Origin of the sequence: Streptomyces sp. NPDC006430, assembly GCF_040612395.1 — a bacterium.
Classification (GTDB): Bacteria; Actinomycetota; Actinomycetes; order Streptomycetales; family Streptomycetaceae; genus Streptomyces.
This window is the reverse complement of record NZ_JBEXQA010000038.1, coordinates 1-20,546: the sequence shown is the minus strand read 5'-3', so window position 1 is coordinate 20,546 and position 20,546 is coordinate 1. Positions and strand designations below refer to the sequence as shown.

At 73.1% G+C, this 20,546-nt stretch carries 20 protein-coding genes; 8 read left to right on the top strand and 12 right to left on the bottom strand.

What is annotated here, in order from left to right:
* Window positions 1–15: 15 nt before the first annotated feature.
* The 4 genes from ABZZ20_RS32430 to ABZZ20_RS32415 all read right to left on the bottom strand — a co-directional run bounded on the left by ABZZ20_RS32430 (window position 16) and on the right by ABZZ20_RS32415 (window position 3,518).
* The gene (locus tag ABZZ20_RS32430) at window positions 16–1,221 is read right to left on the bottom strand and encodes an MAB_1171c family putative transporter (protein ID WP_356875829.1); all 1,206 of its coding nucleotides are present in this window, start codon (window positions 1,219–1,221) and stop codon (window positions 16–18) included.
* Between the two features lie 293 nt (window positions 1,222–1,514).
* Complete coding sequence (locus ABZZ20_RS32425) at window positions 1,515–2,378, bottom strand: tyrosinase family protein (protein ID WP_356875827.1); 864 nt, start codon at window positions 2,376–2,378, stop codon at window positions 1,515–1,517.
* Window positions 2,375–2,806: a tyrosinase family oxidase copper chaperone gene (locus tag ABZZ20_RS32420; RefSeq protein WP_356875825.1), complete on the bottom strand. Its 432-nt coding sequence runs from the start codon at window positions 2,804–2,806 to the stop codon at window positions 2,375–2,377. The genes ABZZ20_RS32425 and ABZZ20_RS32420 overlap by 4 nt, the downstream gene beginning before the upstream one ends.
* A gap of 67 nt (window positions 2,807–2,873) precedes the next feature.
* The gene (locus tag ABZZ20_RS32415; protein WP_356875823.1) at window positions 2,874–3,518 is read right to left on the bottom strand and encodes an ATP-binding protein; all 645 of its coding nucleotides are present in this window, start codon (window positions 3,516–3,518) and stop codon (window positions 2,874–2,876) included.
* A 110-nt stretch (window positions 3,519–3,628) separates the two neighbouring features.
* Between ABZZ20_RS32415 and ABZZ20_RS32410 the strand changes: the two genes are divergently transcribed.
* The 3 genes from ABZZ20_RS32410 to ABZZ20_RS32400 all read left to right on the top strand — a co-directional run bounded on the left by ABZZ20_RS32410 (window position 3,629) and on the right by ABZZ20_RS32400 (window position 6,111).
* Complete coding sequence (locus tag ABZZ20_RS32410; protein WP_356875821.1) at window positions 3,629–4,252, top strand: DinB family protein; 624 nt, start codon at window positions 3,629–3,631, stop codon at window positions 4,250–4,252.
* 103 nt (window positions 4,253–4,355) lie between these two features.
* Window positions 4,356–5,192, top strand: coding sequence for a hypothetical protein (locus ABZZ20_RS32405; RefSeq protein WP_356875819.1), 837 nt, complete (start codon window positions 4,356–4,358; stop codon window positions 5,190–5,192).
* A 112-nt stretch (window positions 5,193–5,304) separates the two neighbouring features.
* Window positions 5,305–6,111 carry a BTAD domain-containing putative transcriptional regulator gene (locus ABZZ20_RS32400; protein ID WP_356875893.1) on the top strand — a complete coding sequence of 269 codons (807 nt, stop codon included), beginning with the start codon at window positions 5,305–5,307 and terminating at the stop codon, window positions 6,109–6,111.
* Here ABZZ20_RS32400 and ABZZ20_RS32395 read toward each other — a convergent pair.
* On the bottom strand, window positions 6,093–6,629 hold the full coding sequence (locus ABZZ20_RS32395) for a hypothetical protein (RefSeq protein WP_356875817.1): 537 nt from the start codon (window positions 6,627–6,629) through the stop codon (window positions 6,093–6,095). The two genes, ABZZ20_RS32400 and ABZZ20_RS32395, sit on opposite strands and share 19 nt — an antisense overlap.
* Window positions 6,630–6,980: 351 nt before the next feature.
* Between ABZZ20_RS32395 and ABZZ20_RS32390 the strand changes: the two genes are divergently transcribed.
* Complete coding sequence (locus ABZZ20_RS32390) at window positions 6,981–7,520, top strand: DUF4232 domain-containing protein (RefSeq protein WP_356875815.1); 540 nt, start codon at window positions 6,981–6,983, stop codon at window positions 7,518–7,520.
* A 419-nt stretch (window positions 7,521–7,939) separates the two neighbouring features.
* On the opposite strand, the gene ABZZ20_RS32385 is transcribed toward ABZZ20_RS32390, so the two are convergent.
* From ABZZ20_RS32385 to ABZZ20_RS32375, 3 genes are all read right to left on the bottom strand, one after another.
* Window positions 7,940–8,410, bottom strand: a complete 471-nt coding sequence (locus ABZZ20_RS32385) for a hypothetical protein (RefSeq protein WP_356875813.1) — start codon at window positions 8,408–8,410, stop codon at window positions 7,940–7,942.
* Between the two features lie 314 nt (window positions 8,411–8,724).
* Entirely contained in the window at window positions 8,725–9,423 is a 699-nt protein-coding gene (locus ABZZ20_RS32380; RefSeq protein WP_356875811.1) for a sigma-70 family RNA polymerase sigma factor, read from the bottom strand.
* A 139-nt stretch (window positions 9,424–9,562) separates the two neighbouring features.
* Window positions 9,563–10,402 carry a hypothetical protein gene (locus ABZZ20_RS32375; RefSeq protein ID WP_356875809.1) on the bottom strand — a complete coding sequence of 280 codons (840 nt, stop codon included), beginning with the start codon at window positions 10,400–10,402 and terminating at the stop codon, window positions 9,563–9,565.
* Window positions 10,403–10,621: 219 nt separating this feature from the next.
* Between ABZZ20_RS32375 and ABZZ20_RS32370 the strand changes: the two genes are divergently transcribed.
* The gene (locus ABZZ20_RS32370; RefSeq protein ID WP_356875807.1) at window positions 10,622–11,863 is read left to right on the top strand and encodes an MFS transporter; all 1,242 of its coding nucleotides are present in this window, start codon (window positions 10,622–10,624) and stop codon (window positions 11,861–11,863) included.
* Window positions 11,860–13,002 (top strand): sugar ABC transporter permease, encoded by a 1,143-nt coding sequence (locus ABZZ20_RS32365; RefSeq protein ID WP_356875805.1) that lies wholly within the window; start codon window positions 11,860–11,862, stop codon window positions 13,000–13,002. The genes ABZZ20_RS32370 and ABZZ20_RS32365 overlap by 4 nt, the downstream gene beginning before the upstream one ends.
* On the opposite strand, the gene ABZZ20_RS32360 is transcribed toward ABZZ20_RS32365, so the two are convergent.
* A complete protein-coding gene (locus ABZZ20_RS32360) occupies window positions 12,941–14,149 on the bottom strand; it encodes an acyl-CoA dehydrogenase family protein (protein ID WP_356875803.1) in 1,209 nt (402 codons plus the stop codon). The two genes, ABZZ20_RS32365 and ABZZ20_RS32360, sit on opposite strands and share 62 nt — an antisense overlap.
* A 143-nt stretch (window positions 14,150–14,292) precedes the next feature.
* Between ABZZ20_RS32360 and ABZZ20_RS32355 the strand changes: the two genes are divergently transcribed.
* Window positions 14,293–16,092 carry a CoA transferase gene (locus ABZZ20_RS32355; RefSeq protein WP_356875801.1) on the top strand — a complete coding sequence of 600 codons (1,800 nt, stop codon included), beginning with the start codon at window positions 14,293–14,295 and terminating at the stop codon, window positions 16,090–16,092.
* Window positions 16,089–17,837 carry a class I adenylate-forming enzyme family protein gene (locus tag ABZZ20_RS32350; RefSeq protein ID WP_356875799.1) on the top strand — a complete coding sequence of 583 codons (1,749 nt, stop codon included), beginning with the start codon at window positions 16,089–16,091 and terminating at the stop codon, window positions 17,835–17,837. The genes ABZZ20_RS32355 and ABZZ20_RS32350 overlap by 4 nt, the downstream gene beginning before the upstream one ends.
* A gap of 100 nt (window positions 17,838–17,937) precedes the next feature.
* Here ABZZ20_RS32350 and ABZZ20_RS32345 read toward each other — a convergent pair whose 3' ends face one another.
* From ABZZ20_RS32345 to ABZZ20_RS32335, 3 genes are read right to left on the bottom strand one after another with little or no spacing between them, the layout of a single operon-like run.
* A complete protein-coding gene (locus tag ABZZ20_RS32345; protein ID WP_356875797.1) occupies window positions 17,938–18,750 on the bottom strand; it encodes a zinc ABC transporter substrate-binding protein in 813 nt (270 codons plus the stop codon).
* Entirely contained in the window at window positions 18,708–19,571 is an 864-nt protein-coding gene (locus tag ABZZ20_RS32340) for a metal ABC transporter permease (RefSeq protein ID WP_356875795.1), read from the bottom strand. Before ABZZ20_RS32340 ends, ABZZ20_RS32345 begins: the two co-directional genes overlap by 43 nt.
* Complete coding sequence (locus tag ABZZ20_RS32335; protein ID WP_356875793.1) at window positions 19,568–20,203, bottom strand: ABC transporter ATP-binding protein; 636 nt, start codon at window positions 20,201–20,203, stop codon at window positions 19,568–19,570. Before ABZZ20_RS32335 ends, ABZZ20_RS32340 begins: the two co-directional genes overlap by 4 nt.
* Window positions 20,204–20,546: the final 343 nt, after the last annotated feature.

The window sequence follows — 20,546 nt, the reverse complement described above, 5'->3', positions numbered from 1 at the left end:
CGGAAGGGTGCGCCGTCACGGTGCGCTGCTCTCCGGTTCGGCGGTCTGCCGGAAGGAGCGGACCGTAGCCGACTTGGCCAGCGCCCGGGACATCCGGACCAGACCCAGCGGGCTGTTCGGTGAGGTCAGGACGGGGCCCGTGTCCCGTGGGACGGTCGGTTGCGCGGTACTTCGAGCGCGGCGGCCCCACAGGACGACCGCGCTCGCCAGGGCAGCTGCGTCGGCCACGGCTGCGGCCTCGGCGGCCGGACGCCCCGCTGCCAGTTCCTCCCGCAGGGCCCTTTCCCGCAGATCGGCCCGCACGTAGGGGCTGACCGTGAGGATTCCGTCGTGGATGTCCGACTCACGCTGGGTCAACCGGATCTCGATGGACGTCCAGGGCCCGCCGGCCAGGTCGATGCTGTGCTGCATCGCCTCCTGCAGTTCCTGGAACAGGGGGCGCAGCCGGTGGTACCGGCGCCACATCCGCCACTGGTTCGTGATGTGCTGGGAGACGAGCGGCAGGATGAATCCGGTCGCGATCAGGACCGCGGACACGGAGGCGAGGACCGGCGCGACCTCGGTGCTCAGCACGTCCCGGTCGCGGCCCGCCCAGCGGGACCCGATCGCGGTGAACTTGGCGATGTCGTAGCAGAGGTTGAGCACGTATCCGAAGGCGATGAGCCCCAGCCCGGAGCGGAGGGCGCCGTCGACCTCGCGGGCCCATCTCCAGCACAGGAGCGTCATGGTGACGGCTGCCGTGGTGTGGGCCGTGAGGTAGAGGAGGATCATCTCCCTGATGTACGGCGTGGACACGTAGTAGGTGTCCAGGTCGCGCAGGCGCTCGACGGGGGCGTCGCCGAGAGCGAAGAGCACGTTGATGGCCGCGATCACGGCGCAGGTGACCACGGTGCACAGGCGGGACCACCGGCGCGAGCGCCCGGCGTCCGCAGGGCCGCTGCTCCAGCGGACGATGAGCACGATGTTGGCCCCGGAGAAGGCCGTAAGTAGCGAGAAGACGACCGCTGCGGCGGCGTTCGGGACTCCCGTGAGCCTGTTGATCGTGATGACGGTGGGGATCGCGGTGGCGCCGAACACCGCGGTCGCCAGCACGAGGAGGACGCAGACGGACCGCAGGAGTTCGTCGCGCGGATTGCGCCAGAGGGCGGGGAGCTTGAGGCCCGCAGCCACGAGCAGCAGGGCTCCGGGCAGGTAGAAACCCCATCCGTTCGAGTCGTTCACGCGTAGCCCTGCTGCCGGGCGGAGGGGATGGGCGCGGGTGCGTCTACGGGGCGTTCTGACGTCCGAACCCGTCGGTCGGCTCGGGGGTTGCTCATGTGTCGGTGTACCTCGGGAAGGGTGGGGGAGAGGGGGAGTTGGCGGGGGCGGGGGCGGGGGCGGGGGCGAGGCGTGACGGGAGCCCTGTCGTCGAAGGGCTCCGCGCGCCGGCCCCGGGCCGGGTCGGCGCGCTGCTTAGGGCGGCAGCCCGGGGGTGACGGCCCCCGCTACGGCCCGTTCGGTCGCCCCGAACTGCGCTACCGCGGGCTGGCGGTGACCGGAGCGGGTACGGCCGGTTCGGTGTCGAAGGTGTAGAACTTCCGGTGGTCCAGCATGTCGGCCGGGGTCACGTTGTTCCACGGCCGCATCGTGTCGTGCAGGTCCACGACGTCCGGAGTACCCGCGCCGGGAAGGTAGGGGGACTGCGGGTGGCGGGCCTGCCACTCGGCCCACAGCTTGTCCACGAAGGCGTGGTGCATCCAGAACACCGGGTCGTTGGGGGAGGCTGCGGTGGCCATGTGGCCGCCGATCCACACGTGCACCCGGTTGTGGAGGTTGGCGCCGCGCCAGCCCTCCAGGTTGTTGCGGAAGCCGTTCGAGGAACTGTTCCAGGGAGCCGTGTCGTACACCGGCATGGCGAGCACGGCGTCCACCTCGGCCTTGGTCGGCAGCTCGGCCGCACTGCCCGCACCGAGGGCGCGCCGCAAGTACGGGCGCCGGTCCACCCCCACGGTGATGGCCCACTTGCCTGTCGCGTAGGCGAACGGGCCGTCGAGGACCTGCCCGTCGCGGGCCCGGCCGGTGCCGCCGAGGAAGTCGGCGGCCCAGAGGGAGGAGCGGGAGGTGCGGTCCGTCGTCCAGTCCCAGTAGGGGAGCGAGACCTTCGGATCCACCTTCTGCAGCGCGGCTTCGAAGTCCAGGAGGAAGCGGCGGTGCCAGGGCAGGAACGAGGGCGCCCGGTGTCCCACCCGGTCACCGAAGTCCGAGTCGCCCATGAGGAAGGCGTTGTGGGCGTTGACGTACCGGTCGTAGGTGCCGTTGCGCTTCAGTTCGAGCAGGGCGTTGGTGAACGCCCGCTTCTCCTCGGGCGTCAGCGCGGCCTGGTTCTTGCGGACGGTCATGCCGTGCCTCCCTTGGGGTCGAGCGGAGCGAGGACGGCGCCCTGGAGGTCGCGGACGGCGGCGCGAGCAGCCGAGATGGGGTCAGGAAACGTCTCGTAGTGGTTGACGACGCTGAGCCAGCTGTTGTCGGCGTTGCGCATCAGGTGGAGCTCGGTGCCGTCTATTCGCACGGTGGGCAGTCCGGGTAGGTGATGGCCGCCGTGCTCGCCCGGGGCGCCGAGCGTGATTTGGATGCGGCGGCCCTGGTACACCTCGTCAACGGTGCCGATGGGTCTGGAGGCTTCCGGCGAAGACGCGTTGGGCGCGTGTGGGTCGTTGCCGGCCGGCGCGGAGGTGGTGGAGGCGTGGATGACTGCGGCGGTCAGTCCGACGGCGGTGAGTGCGCCGGCAGCGGTACCCAGGGCTTGCCGGCGAGTGATCTTCTTCATGGCTTGAAGAGTTATCAGAAGGGCGCGAACGCTCGCTCAGCGCCCTGGACTTCAACGACCTGCGGGATCAGCGGATCCGGTGGTCGTCGGCCTCGGCCTCGTCCACGACTTCGACGGAGAGGTGGGGCCACGCCGTGACGAACGGGGCCAGTTCGGCGGACGTCCATGCGGCTCCCGCGCGCAGGGGCTCGGCGGGGCGGAAACGGACGACGGTTCCGGTGGTGCCCTCGTCGGCGATCGGGGTCAGATCCGTGACGGGAACGCCGTGCTCGTACCGCTGGACCCAGGCCCCGCCCGCGCGCCGGTTGGTGTGGACGAGCCATTCGCTGAGCGCCGCCACGACGGACATGCCCCGGCGCGGGAGACCGTCGGGCAGCCGTTGCACGTCGGGGTGGTCGAAGAACCGGAGGTCCTTCGACGCCATGACCGGCTTCTTCACGGTCCGGCCGTGCGCGTCGATGCGGGTGTCGGTGCCCCGTCCTTCGTCTGCGACGGACACCGACCCATCGGCGTGGAGGGTAACGGTGCAGTGCCCGGCGTCGGTGGACTCCGCCTCGTCGGCCGCATAGGCGATGACTTCGAGGATCAGGTGGCGTACACCACCGGGAGCGAACGTCGCCGGGTCGTTCCGGATGTGCGCGAGGTGGTCGACGTCCACGGTGTTCGACCAGTCGTGCGTCGTGTTGCGCCAAGGAGTCGTTGATCTGTCCATGGCAGAAGTATGCCGATCGAGCAGGCGCTCGGGACGTTGACCGTGGCAGGCTGGCAGGCTGGCAGCTCCACCTACCCGACGCATCGGCCCGTTCACACAGGAGAGTTTCCGTGACCCCACCTCGACTGGTCCCCTTGCTGCAGCAGTTCGACTTCGCCCGTGAGCGTCTCACCGGCCGCATGACGGGGCCCGTCATGGACAGCGGCGACGGAACGGACACCGCGGTCGGTCCCATGACCGACGAGGAGTACGCCTGGGAACCGGTGGCCGACTGCTGGTCCGTCCGTCGGCGTGCGGACGGACCGGGCCCGCGGGCGACGCTCCTGGCCGGCAGCGCCACCGGCGCGTGGGGCCGCGATGCGGCTTCCTACCCGCACCCCTGGCCGCCGCCGTTCACCACGATCGCGTGGCGCCTGAGCCACCTCAGCGAGATGCTGACCCTGCGTGCCGACCACACGGCCGGCAGCCGTGCTCTGACCCGGGACGACTATCCCGTCGAGGGGGACGTCGCCGGCGCGGTCGCGGCCTTCGACGCCGGCGCCGCTGCCTGGCGGAAGGCGCTGTTGAGCGTTGACGACACCGCTCTGGACGCCGTGGGGTACTGCACCTACCCTCACGGCAGCGATCCGGAGGAGCCCTTCATCGACATCGTGTGGTGGGTCAACCAGGAGTTGCTGCACCACGGGGCCGAGATCGCCCTGATCCGCGACCTGTACCGCGCACGTCGGCTCTGACGTCCCGTGCCCCCGCGGGTGTTGCGGACCCGACCGTCATGCCCACGCGTGCGCGTCCGGTCCGCTCCGAAGGGCCCCGACCGTATGGGATAGTTTTCCTGACATGAGCACACCCCCGCCGTACGGATCGGTCCACCCCTTCGGCGGACAGCAGAGCCCGCCACCCCAGACGTACGGGCCGCCCGCCCCGTCGGCGGGCCCGCAGCAGGGATGGGGCGGCACCCAGCAGGGATGGGGCGCACCGCCGTCCGCGCCCGGACCGTACGGGTATGGCCATCCGGTCCCGCCCCGGCGGGACCGCAGCGGCCTGGTCGCAGGCATCGTCATCGGGTCGCTGGTCGTCCTGGGCGGGCTCGGCTTCTCCCTCAAAGCGGTGCTGGGAGGTGCCTCCGGGAGCTCGTTCCCCCCGGCCGAGCACATGCTGACGGTCCCGCCGAAGCTGCTGGACGGTCAGTACACGCTGACGGCCGACGGCTCGCAGGACATGAAGGAGGAGATGGCCAGCGAGCCCATCAGGCGGGACCCGAGCATCCGGAACCCCCGGTTCGCGGTCGGCCAGTACGCGGGCCCGGCCAGCAAGGGCGGCGGGCTGTCCCTCTCGGGAATGTACGGGCAGTTCAAGGACCCCGAGTCGGTCCGGGATTCGATCCTGCGAGGTGCCCGTACGTCGGAGGGAGCCACCGAGGCAGGGCCGCCCAAGGTCATCAAGCCGGCCGGTTCCGATGTCGCCGTCAGCTGCCAGGTTCTGGTTCTGGTTCTGACCGAGGAGGGCGCCAAGTCCACCATCCCCGTGTGCGCTTGGGGTGACGGGAACACGGCCGCCTTCGTCGGGTGGGTCGCGCCGGACGGAGCCGATCAGGAGCCCGGCTCGGTCGACCTGGACAAGATCGCCCGACTCACGCTCGACGTACGGAAGGAAACCCGCCGTCCGCTGGGCTGACGCCGGTCGCCAGCAGGACGGGCCCCGGGGTTCCCCGTAGCCTGGAACCGACGACCCCGGCGGCTCGGCCCGCCACCGGGCCCACTGCGCCGCCGACCACCCTGAGGGTGTGATGGACCGTAGCCGTTCGTTCCAGGGGGACGTCGACGCCGCGCGCGCCGCGGATGCCGCACCCGTCGGCGCGCGCGAGCCCTCGCGGTCCGCCGTGCGCCTGGCGCTCCTCGGAGGCTTCTCGCTGGCGGGCCACGACGGACCACTGACCGTTCCGCCCGCATCGGAGCGGGTGCTGGCCTTCGTGGCGCTCTCCTGCCGCGGCGCCGTCCCGCGCACTCTGGTCGCCGGAACCCTCTGGCCCGACGCACCCCAGCGCTGCGCCAACGCGAACCTCCGGTCCGCGCTGTCCCGCCTGCGGAACACCGGCCGGGAGGCGCTGGACGTGAACATGTCCACCCTCAGCCTGGCGCACCACGTCACCGTCGACTTCGACCGTGCCCGGTCGCTGGCCCACCTCATCCTCGGTCCGGGCCCTTCGGCTCCGGACCGAGGATTCGGGGTCACGACCGTCCTGGAGCTCTCCGCGGACCTCCTGCCCGGCTGGTACGAGGACTGGGCACTGCTGGAGGCCGAGGGCTGGCGCCAATTGCGCTCCTCCGCCCTGGAACGGCTGTCGGCGGACTTCGTCGCAGCGCGGCGCTTCGCGGAAGCGGTCACCGCCGCGCATGCCGCCGTACGTGCCGACCCGCTGCGGGAGAGCAGCCAGGCATCACTGATCCGCGCCCATCTCGCCGAGGGCAACGCCGTCGAAGCGCTGCTCGATTTCCAACGCTACGAGCAGCGGCTTCACAGGGCGACGGGACTGCTCCCCACTCCCGCGCTGCACCAGCTCCTGACCGGTCTCGATCACCGGGAGTTCAGGTAGATCTGTGGCGACCAGTCCGAGCACACGGAGCGCTCGCCGCCACCCTCGCGGGGTGCGTTGAAGCAAGCCTTGACCTTGAAGTTCCAGTCGCCGTGGGAGGCGTTGGTGAACGTCCAGACCCGATGCTGGCCGATCGTGAGCTGTGTCGTCTTCCAGCCGAGTTCGCCGGGCGTCGTGTACTTCATGACGTAGTGCGTGTAGTGCAGGAAGCCGGTCCCGGAGTAGCCGCCGTAGAACACCCTGACCTTGCTCGGGCAACTGTCGTAGCGGGCGCCCAGGTAAGGACTGTTGCCCCACTGGTACCGCGGAGGGATGCCTCCGGTGTTGTTTCCTCCGCCGGGCGGGAATCCGTCGCGAGGGGGGCGCGAGACGCACAGTGATGCCGGAGTCGCCTCCGGTTGCGTCGCGAGGTCACTCGGTACGGCCGCGCGCGCTGCGGGGGCCCACAACAGGCCTGCTCCGATCAGGACGACCGTACACGTCGTCGCCAACGGGCGTCGTCGGCTGATGGCGGACATCGTGCTCTCCCTTCTCGCGGGAGCGAGGAATTGCCGGGCGCGTCAAGTCTGACGGCCCGGGCATCACCACGGCGTGACGCCACTGCGACGTCGCAGCAGACATAGCGCGCCGACGGTGCGGGTCGGTGGGACGCTGGGAAGAGGTGAGCCCGAGGAGAGGCCCGCCGTCCGCCCGCCCGGCACCTTCGGGTCCGGCGCCTGCGTGCCACCCGAGGACGGTGGGGGCCGGCTGTTTCCCGGTGTTCCGCTGAGGACCGGTGGGCGGCAGGTCGTCCCGCGGTCGTACCGGCCGCGGAGCGTGTGACGGCCACGGGCTCCGGGCCCTGTCGTAGAACCCGTGGAGGACGACCCATGACATGTGCAACGAGACGTGGCGCGATCAAGGCCTGGTCCGTGGCCCTCGTGGCCGGAGGCCTCCTGGTAGGCATCAGTTCCGGGGCGGCGGCGGAGGACGTGGCACGGCGGGCTCCGGTTGCCCCGTGCACGAGCACCCAAATCGTTGCGAACGGCGCACAGCGACAGGGGGCACAGGTCCTGATCACTGTGACCAACCGGGGCCCGAAGCCCTGCGTACTCAAGGGATTCCCCACCGTGGCCATCGCGGGTCTGGGCTCGCCGGACAGGAACAAGCCGCTGCGTGCCGTGGGCCAGGGACAGGCGCGGTCGGTGCCGTTGGCAGTCGGCGGCCGGGCGGTGGCGCAGCTCACGTTCACGCCGGTTCTCGGCGAGGCGGACGGTTACTGCGCTTCGGGCGCCGAGCCATCCGTCGCGCCGTCGATCGTGGTGGGCGTGGCGGGCGGCAGGCACCAGCTGGCGCCGGACGACGGCGGAGACTTCGCACTCTGCGGCAACGGCGTCCGTGTCACCGCCTTCCGGGCCACCGGTTCCTGACGGGGCAGGAGGCGTCCGGCCGCCCGCGACCGTCCCGCTGGGCCGGGGACGACGGCGCGCGGTCGGCCGGACGGGTCCTACCGCGCGCTGCCCACGGTCTGCGCGGGCGCAGGCGGTGTCAGCGGTCTTCGTCGAGGGCGTTGAGGACCACACCGATCAGGACGTTGACCAGGACGAAACGCGGCACGGTGGAATCCGAGACGCCCGCCGCCCAGAGATCGCCCGATCGAGGAAATCTCCCGGGAACCCCGTGCCGGGCGCCGTCAGCGGGAGAGGCAGATGCGTGGACACGCAGACGCGCGGAGGAGCGAACGTCACCGACGTCGTGGGACGGCCTGGCCCGCAGACCGCATGCCACAGGCCCGGTGCTGCATGCCGGTCGGCCCGCGAGTGGCGGGGGCTCCGTGGCAGGGGTGGGCTCAGTAGCGCAGGGCGGTCCCGGTCTGGGCCGTGACGTCCCCGGAAAGGGCGCGGTTGCTGCGGGCGGTTCCCTGGCCCGTCGCGCCGGGGGCGACGTCGGAGACGGTCACGACGACCGTGTCGAGGAGGTTGCCGCCGGTGTCACGGAAGTTGACCTGCACGGCGAAGGACTTCTTGTCCTGGGCGGTATTGGAGACGGTCATCGGCACGATGCCGTGTCCGTCGCCGTCCTTGGACGGCGTTCCGAGCCGGACGTCGCTCTTCACGTCCACCCCGCCCTTCACACCATCGAGCTTCTTCTTGGCCTCGGCGACCGCAGCGTTCAGGTCGGTGCCGATCGACTGCACGGCAGAGGCCGCCTTCGACGCGACGTCGGACGGCGTGCTGTTGTCGGAGCACCCGGTGGCGCCTGCGGCGAGCGCTGCCAGCAGCGCGAACACGGACACGGGGCGCGTCCACTCACGGGTCATGCGGGCCTCCACGGGGCTCCGATGGCCGGCGCACGGCACGGGATGCGTACGCGCGCCGGCGGACAGGCAGGCTGTCGACGGATGGTCAGCATCCACATGATGCAGCCCGGAGCCCGAGCCGGCCGGCCGCCGCCCCGACGATGCGGCGCACCCATCCGATCGCAGCAGCGCAGGTGCCACCCCCTCCCGGTCGCGGAGGCGGCGCCCGCCGGACGGGCCCCTCCCGCGGAGCCGCTCCCCGTGCCCCGGGGGCCGGTCCGGGAGGGGCGGAAGCCGGACGTGCGTCGCCCCTCCCGAGCGGCACGGTCGAAGGATCAGGCGGGCGACGCCAGCGGTGCCGTCCCCCGCCTCCCCCGACTACCTCTCCGGTGTCCCTTCGGGGCCGCCTGCTCCGTATCGGCCGGGGCCCGTTCGGGGTCCGTGAGGAGCGCGACGAGGGCGCTGCGGGCGCGGGCGACGCGGGAGCGGACGGTGCCCACGGGACAGCCGATGGCAGAGGCGGCATCGGCGTACGGCAGGCCCAGCAGCTGGGTGAGGACGAAGGCGTCCCGTCGCTCGGCCGGTACGGCGGCCAGGAGTTCCGCCAGGGCTATGCCGTCCTCGAAGCCGGGGACTCCGTACGGCTGCGCCTGCTCGGCGGCGGTCTGCCAGTCACAGCGGTCCGACAGGCGGGGGCGGGCGGCGGCGTGGCGCAGGCTGTCCACCACGGTGCGGCGTGCGATGGACAGGAGCCAGGTGCGGGCGGAGGACCGGCCCTCGAATCGGGGGAGGGCGGCGAGGGCGCGCAGGAACACGTCCTGGGTGAGGTCGTCCGCCGCCTGGGGGTCAGCGCTGAGGTAGGCCACGTAGCGCCAGACGTCCCGGTGCAGGGCGCGTACGAAGCGGTCGGTGACGGCCGGGTCGCCGTCGCGTGCATCGAGGGCCAATCGGGTCACGGACGCGTCGGAGTCCGGAGTGTGCCTGGCGGGCCGTCCACCGGAAGGACGGTGTCGGGTGGGCAGGGCAGGAGTCATCGCCACAAGGTCCTTAAGGGCAGTGTCCGGCGCCGCGCACGGCGGAGCCGGTGAAAGGGGTACGGCCTTGCCGGGTGGCACGACCGATGCCCGAGGCGCGCGGCGTGGAGCCGTCAGCGCGGACTCGGGGAACCAGCTGTCACAGGTGGACAGCGGTTCCCGCGGGCGGACCCCGTGAGGTGATGGCGTGGACGAGCAGGAGCTGACGCAGCACGTGGCCCCGGCGCGCGCGGCACATCGGCGCGGGCGGCCGGTGCGGTGTCGCGGTCGGACCGAAGAGCAGGCGCAGCGGAGCACGGAGCCATCCGGCGAGGGCGCGCAGGACGCGGAACGCGGCCCGTTCCCCGTACGCGAGCCACAGGCCGCACAACACGGCGGCCAGCAGGTGGGCCGCCAGCATTCCGGCCGGTGACATGCCGCCCATGTCGTGACCGTCGACCGCCGCGGCCGTGCCGGTCACCCCGGATGCGGTACCGGCCGCGCCGTGCAACGCGTGCATGGCGTGTCCGGCATGGTGGACGTACGAGCCCGCCTCCGGCACCGCGTCCACCGCGGTGCCCGACACCGGAACGGACCCGAGCCCGCCCGGAGCGGCTTCGTCGACGACGCGCACGGCTCGCAGGGCCCCGTGGCCCGAGCGGGCGGCCGAACCGCCAGCCGCGCACGTCAGGTACTCGGCCCACTGGCGGGCGAACGGGGTTCCGGCCGGTAGGGACGGATGCAGAACCGACTGGGCCAGGGAGAATCCCGCGTGGAGCACCGCCTGGACGGCGACGGTGGCCACAGTGACGGCGAGCAGCCCGCGTTCGCGTCCTGCGAGGGCCCAGCCCACGGTGGCCGTGCCCGCCAAAGCGGCCGACAGGGCCCACCACGGCGCGGACACCTCCGACATGAGGAGGTGGCCGGTGGCCGAGAGCAGCACGCAGACGGCTGCGAACATCGCAGCCCGTGCGGCTCGGGGGAAGGGGCCTGGTGTCATGGCGGGTTCATCCTCGCACCGGCCTTCCCGGCTGTGCAGAGGGGTGCGCACTCCCTGACAAGTTCTCGGGTCCGGCCGCGGCGCGCTGGTGTGCCCGGTGCGTCCGCTCCTCCGATGTGGTGCAGCGCACAGAGGGGAGCGGGAACCGCCCCGCCGCGTCGCCCGACTGTCTGCCGAGTCGATCGGTGTGCAACACCCCGGAACAGAACGGAGACTTCTGTGGCAGCAGAGGGCAGGGCGCCGGTGACGGCGGTAGCGGCCGTGGCGGCGTCAGCGTCACCCGCGCACGACCGGGCCGCGGGCCGACGGCTGACCGCACTGCTCACCTGCGCCATGGCGTTCTCGATGCTGCAGTTGTTCCTCCTCGGCGCACTGGGACCGCGCCTCGTGGTGGAACTGGACGTCTCACCCGCGGTCTTGGGGCTGACGACCACGATCGGGTTCGGTACGGCCGCCGTGCTGTCACCAGTGGGCGGTCGGATCGTGGACCGGATCGGCCCCCGGCGCTCGTTGGCGGCCCTGCTCCTGCTCTCCGCCGTTGCGCTCGCCCTGATCGGCGCCGCGCCCGGCACCGGTCCGCTGCTGGCCGCGGTCGCGCTGGGAGGCGTACCCCAGGCATTGGCCAACCCCGCCACCAACAAGTCCGTTCTGGTGGCCGTCCCGACGGACCGACGAGCGGCCGTGACCGGGTTCAAACAGTCCGGGGTGCAGTGGGGCGCCTTCGCAGCCGGGCTCCCGCTCGCCGTCCTGGCGGGCGGCCTCGGTTGGCGCGGTGCGGTCTGGACGGCCTCCGCAGCGGCCCTGCTCGCCGCACTGTGGGCACTGCGCGCCCTGCCGGCCGACCCGGCCCCGCCCTCGCCGCCCGCCCGGACGTCGTTCCTCCCCCATGGGATGGTGGCCTGGCTCGCGCTCTTCTCGCTCTTCCTGGGGGCCGGCATCGCCTGTGTGAACACCTACCTGGCCCTGTACGGGGTGCAGCGCCTGGGCATGGGGCCGACCCCGGCCGGCGCGCTCGTCGCCGTCCTCGGGATCGCGGGGATCGCCGGGCGGGTGGGATGGTCGAAAGCGGCCCGCCCCGGGCGAGCCGAATGGATGCCGGGGGCGCTCGCCTGCGGAGCCCTCGGAGCGGCGGCCCTGCTGGTCGCCGCGCTGCGGGCGGCTCCGCTGGTGTGGGCCGGCGCCGTGGCGATCGGGGTGTTCGCGGTGGCCGGCAACGCCGTCTCGATGGTGCTCGTCGTGCAGCGGGCCGCGCCCGGCCGGGCCGGGCAGGACTCGGCGCTCGTCGCGGCGGGATTCTTCACCGGATTCGCCCTCGGCCCACCCCTGTTCGGGCCGTTCGCGCAAAGCGGCCGTTACGGGTCCGGCTGGACGCTGGTGGCGGCGGAGTTCGCGGCTGCCGCCGCCGTCGCCCTGTTGTGGGCCGTACGGGACCGCCGTACACGCCCGAGGCGGACGGCGTGAACCCCACGGACTGGGTCGATCACGCGCTGGCCGCGGTCATGGACCGGGTGACGACGACCGAGGCGGCGGTCGGCGACCGCTTCCCCCTGTACGCCGAACCCGGCGACGGGCGCTGGACGACGACCGGCCGCGGATCATGGACCGGAGGGTTCTGGACCGGGCTGCTGTGGCTGCGGGCCCGCTACACCGGGGACGATGGCCACCGGCGGGCCGCAGCCGCCTGGACGGCCCGCCTCGCCCCCTGGGCGGTGGCCGACACCGCCACCCGCGGGCTGATCTTCTGGTACGGTACCGCGCCGGCCGGGGACGACCCCGCAGCTGCCGCCTTGCGGGCGACGGCGGCCGAGGCCTGCCTCGCGGCGTACGACCCGGCGCTCGGGATCGTCCCCTGGGGAGCGGCGTTGGGCGGGCCGCGCCTGCTGGCGCGTGCGGACGCCGTACCGGGCATGACCCCCCTGCTGGCCTGCGCCGGAACGGAGGGGGCTGCCGCGGCGGCGGCCCATCTGCACCGCCACCTCGACCTCTGCCTCGGTGGGGAGGGCCGAGCGCGGCGCCGACGGCCGGTGCCCGCCTGGCACTTCGACGCGGAAGCGGGCTGGCAGCCCCGTGCCGAACCCGCCGCGGGCTGGAGCCGCGGGGAGGCGTGGCTGCTCCTGGCGGTCGCCGAGGCACTGCTCCGACCGTACGACGCCACGCACCGGCCGGACCGGCTGCGGACGGCGGCCCAACAGCTGTTGTCCGACGGGGGACTCCTGAACGGGCCGCTGGTGCCGGCCGCCCAGCGGTCCGGGCGGCTGACGCCCCTGGACACCTCGGCCGCCGCGATCACCGCCGTCGCCCTACTGAAACTCTCCTGTGTGCCCGGGCCCTTGGCGCCGGCGTGCTCGTACCGGGCGGTGGCGGTCCTGCGCCGGCTGGCCGACGCCCATCTGACCGGCGCGGGCTCCGGCCGTCCGGCCGGAATGCTGCTGGACGGCTGTTACGACGCCGACCGGGGCCCGGCGGTTCGGCACGAACTCATCTGGGGGGACTACTTCCTGGCCCTCGGGCTGGCCGCTCTGGACGGGCTCGTCGACATCACCCGCGTGGAGCCGGCCCGGGGCCGTAGCGGCGCAGGACGCGCCGGGCCACGGCGGTGACGTGCAGTTCGTCGGGTCCGTCGAGGATGCGGGCGGCGCGCCCGGTGCGGAACAGCGCGGGTAGCGGAGTGTCCGGGCCCAACCCGGCCGCGCCGTGGACCTGGATGGCCGAGTCGGTGACCTGCTGGAGCATCCGGGCGGCCGCGACCTTGGCGAGCCCCACTTCGGTCCGGGCGTCCTGCCCCGCGGCGATCAGGTCCACGGCCTCGTGGACCAGGGGACGGGTGGTGCGGAGCGCGAGCAGAGCGTCGAAGACGTGCTGCTGCACCAGCTGGTGGTCCGCCAACGGCCCACCGGAGCCCCTTCGGGTGGCGGCGCGTTCGCACATGAGGTCGAAGGCCCGCTGCGCCTGGCCGAGCCAGCGAAGACACCGGAGGGTACGTCCGAGGGCCAGCCGTTCGGCCGCGATCGCGAGGGCGCCCCCGGGCTCGCCCAGCAGATGGTCGGCAGGTACCCGGACGCGGTCGAGCTCCATCTCGAACTGTCCCGGCGCACCGAGTACCGGGAGCTCGCGCACGATGCGGAAGCCGGGGGAGCCGGTGGGCACGAGCAGCAGGGAGAGCCCCGCGCGGTCCCCGACCTCCCCTCCGGTGCGGGCCATGACGGTCACGAGATCGGCGACGGCGGCGCCGGAGGTGAACCACTTGCGGCCGGTGATCCGCCAACCGCCGTCCGCCGTCCGCTCGGCCCGGGTGGAGGTCAGGAACGGATCGGTGCCGGGAACATCAGGTTCGGTCATGGCATAGCAGGTACGGACTTCCCCTGCGACCAATGGTTCGAGGTACTCCTCGCGCACCCGCGAACCGCCGTGGCGGGCCAGCATGGTGACGTCGAGCAGCGGGGCCGAGCCCAGGGCGGCGGGGCCGTGGTCGCTGGCGCCCTCGACCTCCGCCAGGCGCGCGTAGTCACCGAAGGACAGGCCACCACCACCCAGTTCCGCGGGGAGCGGCAACGCCCAGAGTCCTTCGTCGCGGGCCGCCGCGCGCAATTCGCTCAGGACGGCCGCCGCCGTCGGGCCGCCCGCGTCGAGCACCGGCTCGTACCCGATCACCCGGCCGCGGACGAACCGATCGACCCGCCGAGTCAACTCGGCCACCGGCGAACCGGGTTGTCCCCACCGCTCGTGCGTGCTGCCCGCATCGGTCACTGCATTCCTCCTCTTCCCCGGGAACCCCCGGGAACGGCTGTCCGACTGTCTGTCCGTGGAACTGGTCGGGTGCGGACGCTCCCGGGTTCCCGCGCACGTACGACCTGGGCGACGGCCACCGCCGCCGCCGGGAGAGGAGAGGCATGGCGTCACCAGCAACCACGCAGACGGTCCGGCCGCTCGACACAATGCGCTTCGACACCGCGGGGCCCCCGCAGATCACGAGCGTCATCGCCGACCACCTGCGGATGCTCGGAGCACGGACGGACCGTCCCGAGCAGGACGGTCCGGCTGGTCCGGCTGGTCCGTCCCGACCGGCGGGCCACATCACGCTCGCGGGCGGGGGCTTCGATCCCGCTCACGCCACCACCGGCTGGGGTGCTGCCCGGACCGGCTTCGTCGACGAGGCCACGGTGCAGGCCGCCACCGGCATCATGGCCGTCCACGGCCGCCGCAACGGCAACCCGAGCGGCCTGGCCGCCGACTACGCCGCCACCGCCACCGCCGTGCTCACCGTCCAAGGGCTGCTCGCGAACCTGGTCGGCCAGGCCCGCGGGGGTACCGCTTCCCCCGTCGCCACCAGCGCGGACCGGGCCGGACTGTTGGCGGTGTCCCAGTACCTGGCGGCAGCAGGAGCCGACGAGGACGAGGCCGCAGAACTCGCCCCCGGCGGACCTCCCTTCACCTCCGCCGAAGGGACCCTCTTCGAACTGGAGACCTTGGACCCCGGTTCCTGGGCACGGTTCTGGCGCGCCCTGGACGCCCCCGCCGACGCCACCCGGGCCGGCTGGCGGCCCTTCCAGTTCCGGTACGCCACCGCCTGCGCGCCCCTCCCCGAAGTCCTCCACACGGTGACTCGGGCCCACCCCATGGAGCGGATCCGGCAGGCCGCCGCCCTCTCCGGGGCCCAGGTGTGCGCACTGCACACCCTGGCCGCCCGGGCGGCCGAACACGACGGCGCCGCCCCTTGGTCCCTGACTCCGCTCGGCTCGGCACCGCCGACCGGTGGGTCGGCCTCCGCCCCCGGGCGGCCCCTGGCCGGGCTGACGGTGCTGGAGGCCGGACGTCGCATCCAGGCCCCGCTCGCCGCCCACCTGCTCGGACTGCTGGGCGCCGAGATCATCCGGATCGAGCCGCCGGGCGGGGACCCGTTGCGCGGGATGCCGCCCGCCTGTTCGGGGATCTCCGCCCGCTGGCTCGCGCTCAACCGGGGCAAGCGGTCCGTCGAGATCGACATCAAGGCGGAGGCCGGCCGGCGCGAGCTGCGGGACAGGGCCGTGGCGGCCGACGTCTTCCTCCACAACTGGGCCCCGGGCAAGGCCGCCGAACTCGGGCTCGACGCGCACGACCTGGCGACCGCGAACCCCGCGCTGGTCTACGCGTACACCAGCGGCTGGGCCGACCGCCTCGCCAACGCCCCCATGGGCACGGACTTCATGGTCCAGGCCCGCACCGGGGTCGGTGAAGCCGTCCACCCGCAGGGCACGGTGCCCGCCCCCTCCCTGATGACCCTCCTCGACGTCCTCGGCGGCCTGCTCGGCGCCGAAGCGGTCCTCGCCGGTCTGCTGCTGCGCGAGCGCGCGGGCCACGGCGTACGGGTGGACTCCTCCCTCCTCGGAGCGGCCGACACGTTGACCGCCCCGGCACTGCGACGGGCCGCCCGGGGCGAGGAGCCGCGCCGCCCCGCCGGATTCCGCCACCCACGGCCCACCGCCGACGGGTGGATCGCCCCCGCCGACGCCTGCGCCGCCGCGGCAGTCGCGTACGACCTGCGCGACCTGCGCACCGCAGAAGCCCTGGAGCAGCTGCGCAGCCACGGCCTGACCGCGACCGCGGTCACCACCGACCTGTCCGACCTGCACCACGACCCGCGTTTCGCCGACTCGATCAGCCGCGACGCACACGGCGCCCCCGTCGTCCCCGACCCCTGGAGCTTCGCATGACCACCAACAGGCCGGTACTGCAGGACCTGCTGCCCGCCGAACTCCGCCGCTCCTGGGTGGTCGACGGCACCTGCCCCGACCTCGACCTCTACAGCCTCTTCAGGGCCCGCCAGATCGCCGACCTGCACCGCACGGCCGTCATCGACGCCAAGGGCGCACTCTGTTACACCGCACTGGACCGCAAGGTCCGGGGCCTGGCCGCCGGCCTCAGGAACCTCGGCATCCGCGAGGGCGACGTGGTCGGCGTCCAGCTCCCCGACCACCGCAACGCCGTCATCACCGACCTCGCGCTCGCCGCCCTCGGAGCCATCGCGCTCCCCTTCCCCCTCGGCCGGGGAACCCTGGAGGCCGAGTCCCTGCTGCGCCGCGCCGGAGCCACCGCCGTGATCGCCGCCACCGAGCACCGGGACACCCGCCCCGCCGCCGACCTGCGCACCCTCGCCCGGTCCCTGCCGGCCCTGCGCCACGTCATCGCCGCGGGGCCCGGCGCCGCCCCCGAAGGCACCGTCGCGTTCTTGGACGTGCTGCGCGCGGACCCGGCAGGCTTCGTCCCGGCCCGCCCCGACCCCGACAGCGCGGCCCGCATCCTGGTCTCGTCGGGCTCGGAGGCGGAGCCGAAGATGGTCGCGTACTCGCACAACGCCCTCGCCGGCGGACGCGGGAACTTCCTCGCCTCCCTCCTCCCCGACCCAACCCCGCCGCGCTGCCTGTTCCTGGTCCCGCTGGCCTCCGCCTTCGGCTCCAACGGCACCGCGGTCACCTTGGCCCGGCACGGCGGCACCCTCGTCCTGCTCGACCGGTTCACACCCGAGGGCGCCCTCGCTGCGATCCGCGCGTACGAGCCGACCCACGTCCTCGGTGTGCCCACCATGGTCCGGATGATGCTCGACCGGCTCGACGCCACCGGTGAGGAACTGCCCGCACCCACCGCCCTCGTCCTGGGCGGCGCCCCGCTCGACGAGACCACCGCCGTCGGCGCGGCGGCAGCGTTCGGCTGCCCCGTCGTCAACCTGTACGGCTCTGCCGACGGGGTCAACTGCCACACCGGACTGGAGAACCGGACCCCGCCCACCGACGGGTTGGGCCTCGTGGCCGGCACGCCCGATCCCCGGGTCGCCGAGATCCGCATCACCGGCACCGATACCGGCGAACCGCTGCCGGACGGCGGCATCGGGGAGATCGTGGCGCGCGGGCCGATGACCCCGCTCTGCTACGTCGGCGCCCCCGAACTCGATGCCCGCTACCGCACCGCCGACGGCTGGGTACGCACCGGGGACCTCGGCTTCCTCGACGCCAGTGGCGTCCTCCACGTCGTGGGGCGGCTCAAGGACATCGTCATCCGGGGTGGCGCCAACATCAGCCCCGCCGAAGTGGAACGCGCACTTACCTCGCATCCCCAGGTCCGGGACGTGGTGTGCGTCGGCGTCCCCGACGAGCTGATGGGGGAGCGGCTGGCCGCCTGCGTGGTGCCCCGCAACCCCGATGCCCCTGCGCCCGGACCGCTGACGCCCGGACCGCTGACGCTCGGAGCACTGACGCCCGGACCGCTGACACTCGCATCGCTGACCGACCACCTGAACGCTCGCGGGCTGGAGCGGCGCAAGCACCCCGAACACCTGCTGCTCGTGGCCGAGCTCCCCCTCACTCCGGCCGGCAAGCCCGATCGGGTGGCCCTGCGCGAGCGCCTGATCGTGCACGGACGGGCCACCGCAGGGCCCGCCGGGCCCCTCGCGCAGGCGGGGTAGCCCCGGACGGCGGGAACGGCCAAGGGGGCGGTCCGGACGGGCCGCCCCCTTCGCCGGGTGCGCAGGAGGTGGGCGCCCCGGCGAAGGGGGCGCCCACGGCTCAGGGGGCGCCCATACCCTTCTTCAGCTCGGCAGCGGCGTTGCGGTACACCCCCAGCAGGTCGAGGTCCTCACCCGGGTAGTTGACGATCTCCACCTGCTTGGCGCCGGAGTCGGGCAGCACCGGGCCCGTCGACATATGGGCGTTGTCCAGGACCAGAGCGGGCTTCTTCCGGGACAGTTCGGCCAGTTGGGCCGGCGTCACGGCCTCGGGCCCGTACGTGCCGACCGCGGTGGCACCGGCGAGCTTCGCCGACCACGCGGTGAAGACCTGCGAGACGACGGCCGGGCTCTGCCCGCCGGGCCAGGCGCCCTTCAGCTCCCCGTTGAGCTTGGCGTACTCGGCATCGAAGCCGGATTTCCACTTCGCCGCAGCGTCCTCGGTGCCGAACAGCTTGGCCAGCCGGGTCACCTCGGCCCCGACCTTGTCGGCGTCGTTGTCCAGGTTGACCTCGACCAGCCCGGCCTTGGAGCCCGCCGCCTCCTTGATCTTCGCGGCGTACGGTTCGAAGGGCGCGTACAGCACGAAGTCGGCCTTCGCCACGGCCGCCAGGTCGGAGGGCTTCGGGTCGTAGTCGGGCGCGTGGTGTACGGACGGGGGCACGATGACCTTGACGTCCCGGGCCCCCGCCGCCTTCGCGAAGGCGCCCTCCCAGGTGGTGGTGACGACCACGACCGGTTTGCCGTCGTGCGCGTGCGGGACCTCCGCGCGACCGGAAGCAGCGGTGTTGCTGCCGTTGCCGCAACCGGTCACCAGGGCCAGTGCCGTGCTCAGTGCGAGGAGTGCAGGGATGCGGACGCAGGTGCGCGCCATGAGCTGATTCTCCGTTCGGGAACGAGATGCACAGCGAGGACGACTGCCCCCGCCGTCAGGACGAGGACCGGCCCGGGAGGCCAGTCGAGCCAGAGGGCCAGCAGGAAGCCCGTCAGGTTCACGCCGACACCGATGCCGACCGCGAACAGGGCGATGGACTTCAGCGAGGTCCCGAGTCGGCGTGCGGCCAGTGCGGGCAGCAGGGTGAGGGCGTCGACGAGCAGCGCGCCGGTCAGCTTGATCGCTCCGGCGACCGCCACCGCGACGAGTACGAGCAGCACAAGGGTGAGGGCGCGTACGGGCACGCCCGAACACTCGGCGAGCTCCCGGTCGTACAGCAGCAGGGCCAGGTCGCGCCGCTTCCACCAGAACAGACCCGGTACGGCGACGGCGAGCAGGCCCAGCACGATCAGATCGGCGGTCCCGACGGACAGGATCGATCCCCACAGCAGGGCGAACGCCCCGGAGGCGTTGACGCCCGACACGGCGAGCACCAGCAGCGCGGCGGCGATGGCCAGGCTCATGAGCAGCCCCATCGCCCCGGACAGCCCGTCCGGAGTGCGGGCCAGCGGAGCGACCCCGGCGCCGGCCAGCGCACAGGCCACCAGCGCGCACAGCATCGGGTCGAGCCCGGTCAGCAGCCCGACGGCGATCCCGAGCAGCGCGACGTGCATCATCGCGAACCGCACCGGCATGATGTCCAGCCCGACGATGACGACGCCGACCACCGGCAGCCCGATCGCAGCCAGCAGCAGTGCGCACCCCGCCCGCTGCACCGGCAGCAGCTGGATGAGCTCACCCAGGTCGGCGGCCAGGTTCACAAGACCTCCCGCAGCCGGCCGGCAGCCATCTCCAGCACCCGGTCGCACCGCTCGGCCAGGGCCCGGTCGTGGGTCACCACGACCAGCGTCACCGGGAGGGCGGCCAGTACGTCGGCCGCCTCCGCCTGCCCGTCGAAGTCGAGGGCCGCGGTGGGTTCGTCGGCCAGCAGCACCTGTGCCCCGGCCGCCACGCAGCCCAGCGCCCGCGCGAGGTACATCCTCTGCAACTGGCCGCCCGACAGCGTGTGCAGCGCCCGCTCCCTCAGGTCCGCCACGCCCAGCCGCTCGGCGGCCTCGGCGGCCTCGACCGGAGCGGCGCTGCTCGCCAGCAACTCGCCACCCAGCAGGGGGAAGCGGCCTGCCGCCGGTTTTTGCGGAATCCAGGCGCAGGCCCGCCGCCGCCAGGCCCACTCGGCCGGCGAAGCGGTCCCCCGACCCCCGACCAGGATCGACCCCTGCACCTGCCGGTGCAGCCCCAGCACCGCGCGCAGCAGGGTCGTCTTCCCGGAACCGTTGGTCCCGGTCAACGCCACCCGCTCACCTGCGGCGATCTCCAGGTTGACCTCCGCGACGGCCTCCACCCGGCCGTGGAGGCAGGCGACCCCCCGCATGCGCACATCCAGCCCGCCCATCCGCTGCCCCTCTGCCTCGTGCGTGACGCGCGGGCGCACGGGAACGGCCGCCCACGCCCCAGTAGTCGGGCGCCGGGCCCTGCGGGTTCCCGGTCGTGCGGGGTGTGTTCGGCAACGGGCATGACGGGGCCCGTAACGAGGCCCGTGACGACGGCCCGTGACGGGTGGTCCTCAGGCCTCGGCCCGGTCCGCGGGCGTCAGAAGCATGCCGGTGGCGTGATGTACGTGCCGATGGTGTCGTGCGCGCGCCCGGCGCCCCCCCGCCCCCCCCCCCCCCACGCAACACCCACCGCGAAAGAAGAAGAGAGTAATATAATTAAGACCCAACCCACCGCAAGTAATA

Coding starts and splice junctions, on each gene's coding strand:
- ABZZ20_RS32425 (WP_356875827.1), bottom strand. CDS start 2,378: ATGACCGTCCGCAAGAACCAGGCCGCGCTGACGCCCGAGGAGAAGCGG.
- ABZZ20_RS32420 (WP_356875825.1), bottom strand. CDS start 2,806: ATGAAGAAGATCACTCGCCGGCAAGCCCTGGGTACCGCTGCCGGCGCA.
- ABZZ20_RS32415 (WP_356875823.1), bottom strand. CDS start 3,518: ATGGACAGATCAACGACTCCTTGGCGCAACACGACGCACGACTGGTCG.
- ABZZ20_RS32405 (WP_356875819.1), top strand. CDS start 4,356: ATGAGCACACCCCCGCCGTACGGATCGGTCCACCCCTTCGGCGGACAG.
- ABZZ20_RS32400 (WP_356875893.1), top strand. CDS start 5,305: ATGGACCGTAGCCGTTCGTTCCAGGGGGACGTCGACGCCGCGCGCGCC.
- ABZZ20_RS32395 (WP_356875817.1), bottom strand. CDS start 6,629: ATGTCCGCCATCAGCCGACGACGCCCGTTGGCGACGACGTGTACGGTC.
- ABZZ20_RS32390 (WP_356875815.1), top strand. CDS start 6,981: ATGACATGTGCAACGAGACGTGGCGCGATCAAGGCCTGGTCCGTGGCC.
- ABZZ20_RS32385 (WP_356875813.1), bottom strand. CDS start 8,410: ATGACCCGTGAGTGGACGCGCCCCGTGTCCGTGTTCGCGCTGCTGGCA.
- ABZZ20_RS32380 (WP_356875811.1), bottom strand. CDS start 9,423: ATGACTCCTGCCCTGCCCACCCGACACCGTCCTTCCGGTGGACGGCCC.
- ABZZ20_RS32375 (WP_356875809.1), bottom strand. CDS start 10,402: ATGACACCAGGCCCCTTCCCCCGAGCCGCACGGGCTGCGATGTTCGCA.
- ABZZ20_RS32355 (WP_356875801.1), top strand. CDS start 14,293: ATGGCGTCACCAGCAACCACGCAGACGGTCCGGCCGCTCGACACAATG.
- ABZZ20_RS32350 (WP_356875799.1), top strand. CDS start 16,089: ATGACCACCAACAGGCCGGTACTGCAGGACCTGCTGCCCGCCGAACTC.
- ABZZ20_RS32345 (WP_356875797.1), bottom strand. CDS start 18,750: ATGGCGCGCACCTGCGTCCGCATCCCTGCACTCCTCGCACTGAGCACG.
- ABZZ20_RS32335 (WP_356875793.1), bottom strand. CDS start 20,203: ATGGGCGGGCTGGATGTGCGCATGCGGGGGGTCGCCTGCCTCCACGGC.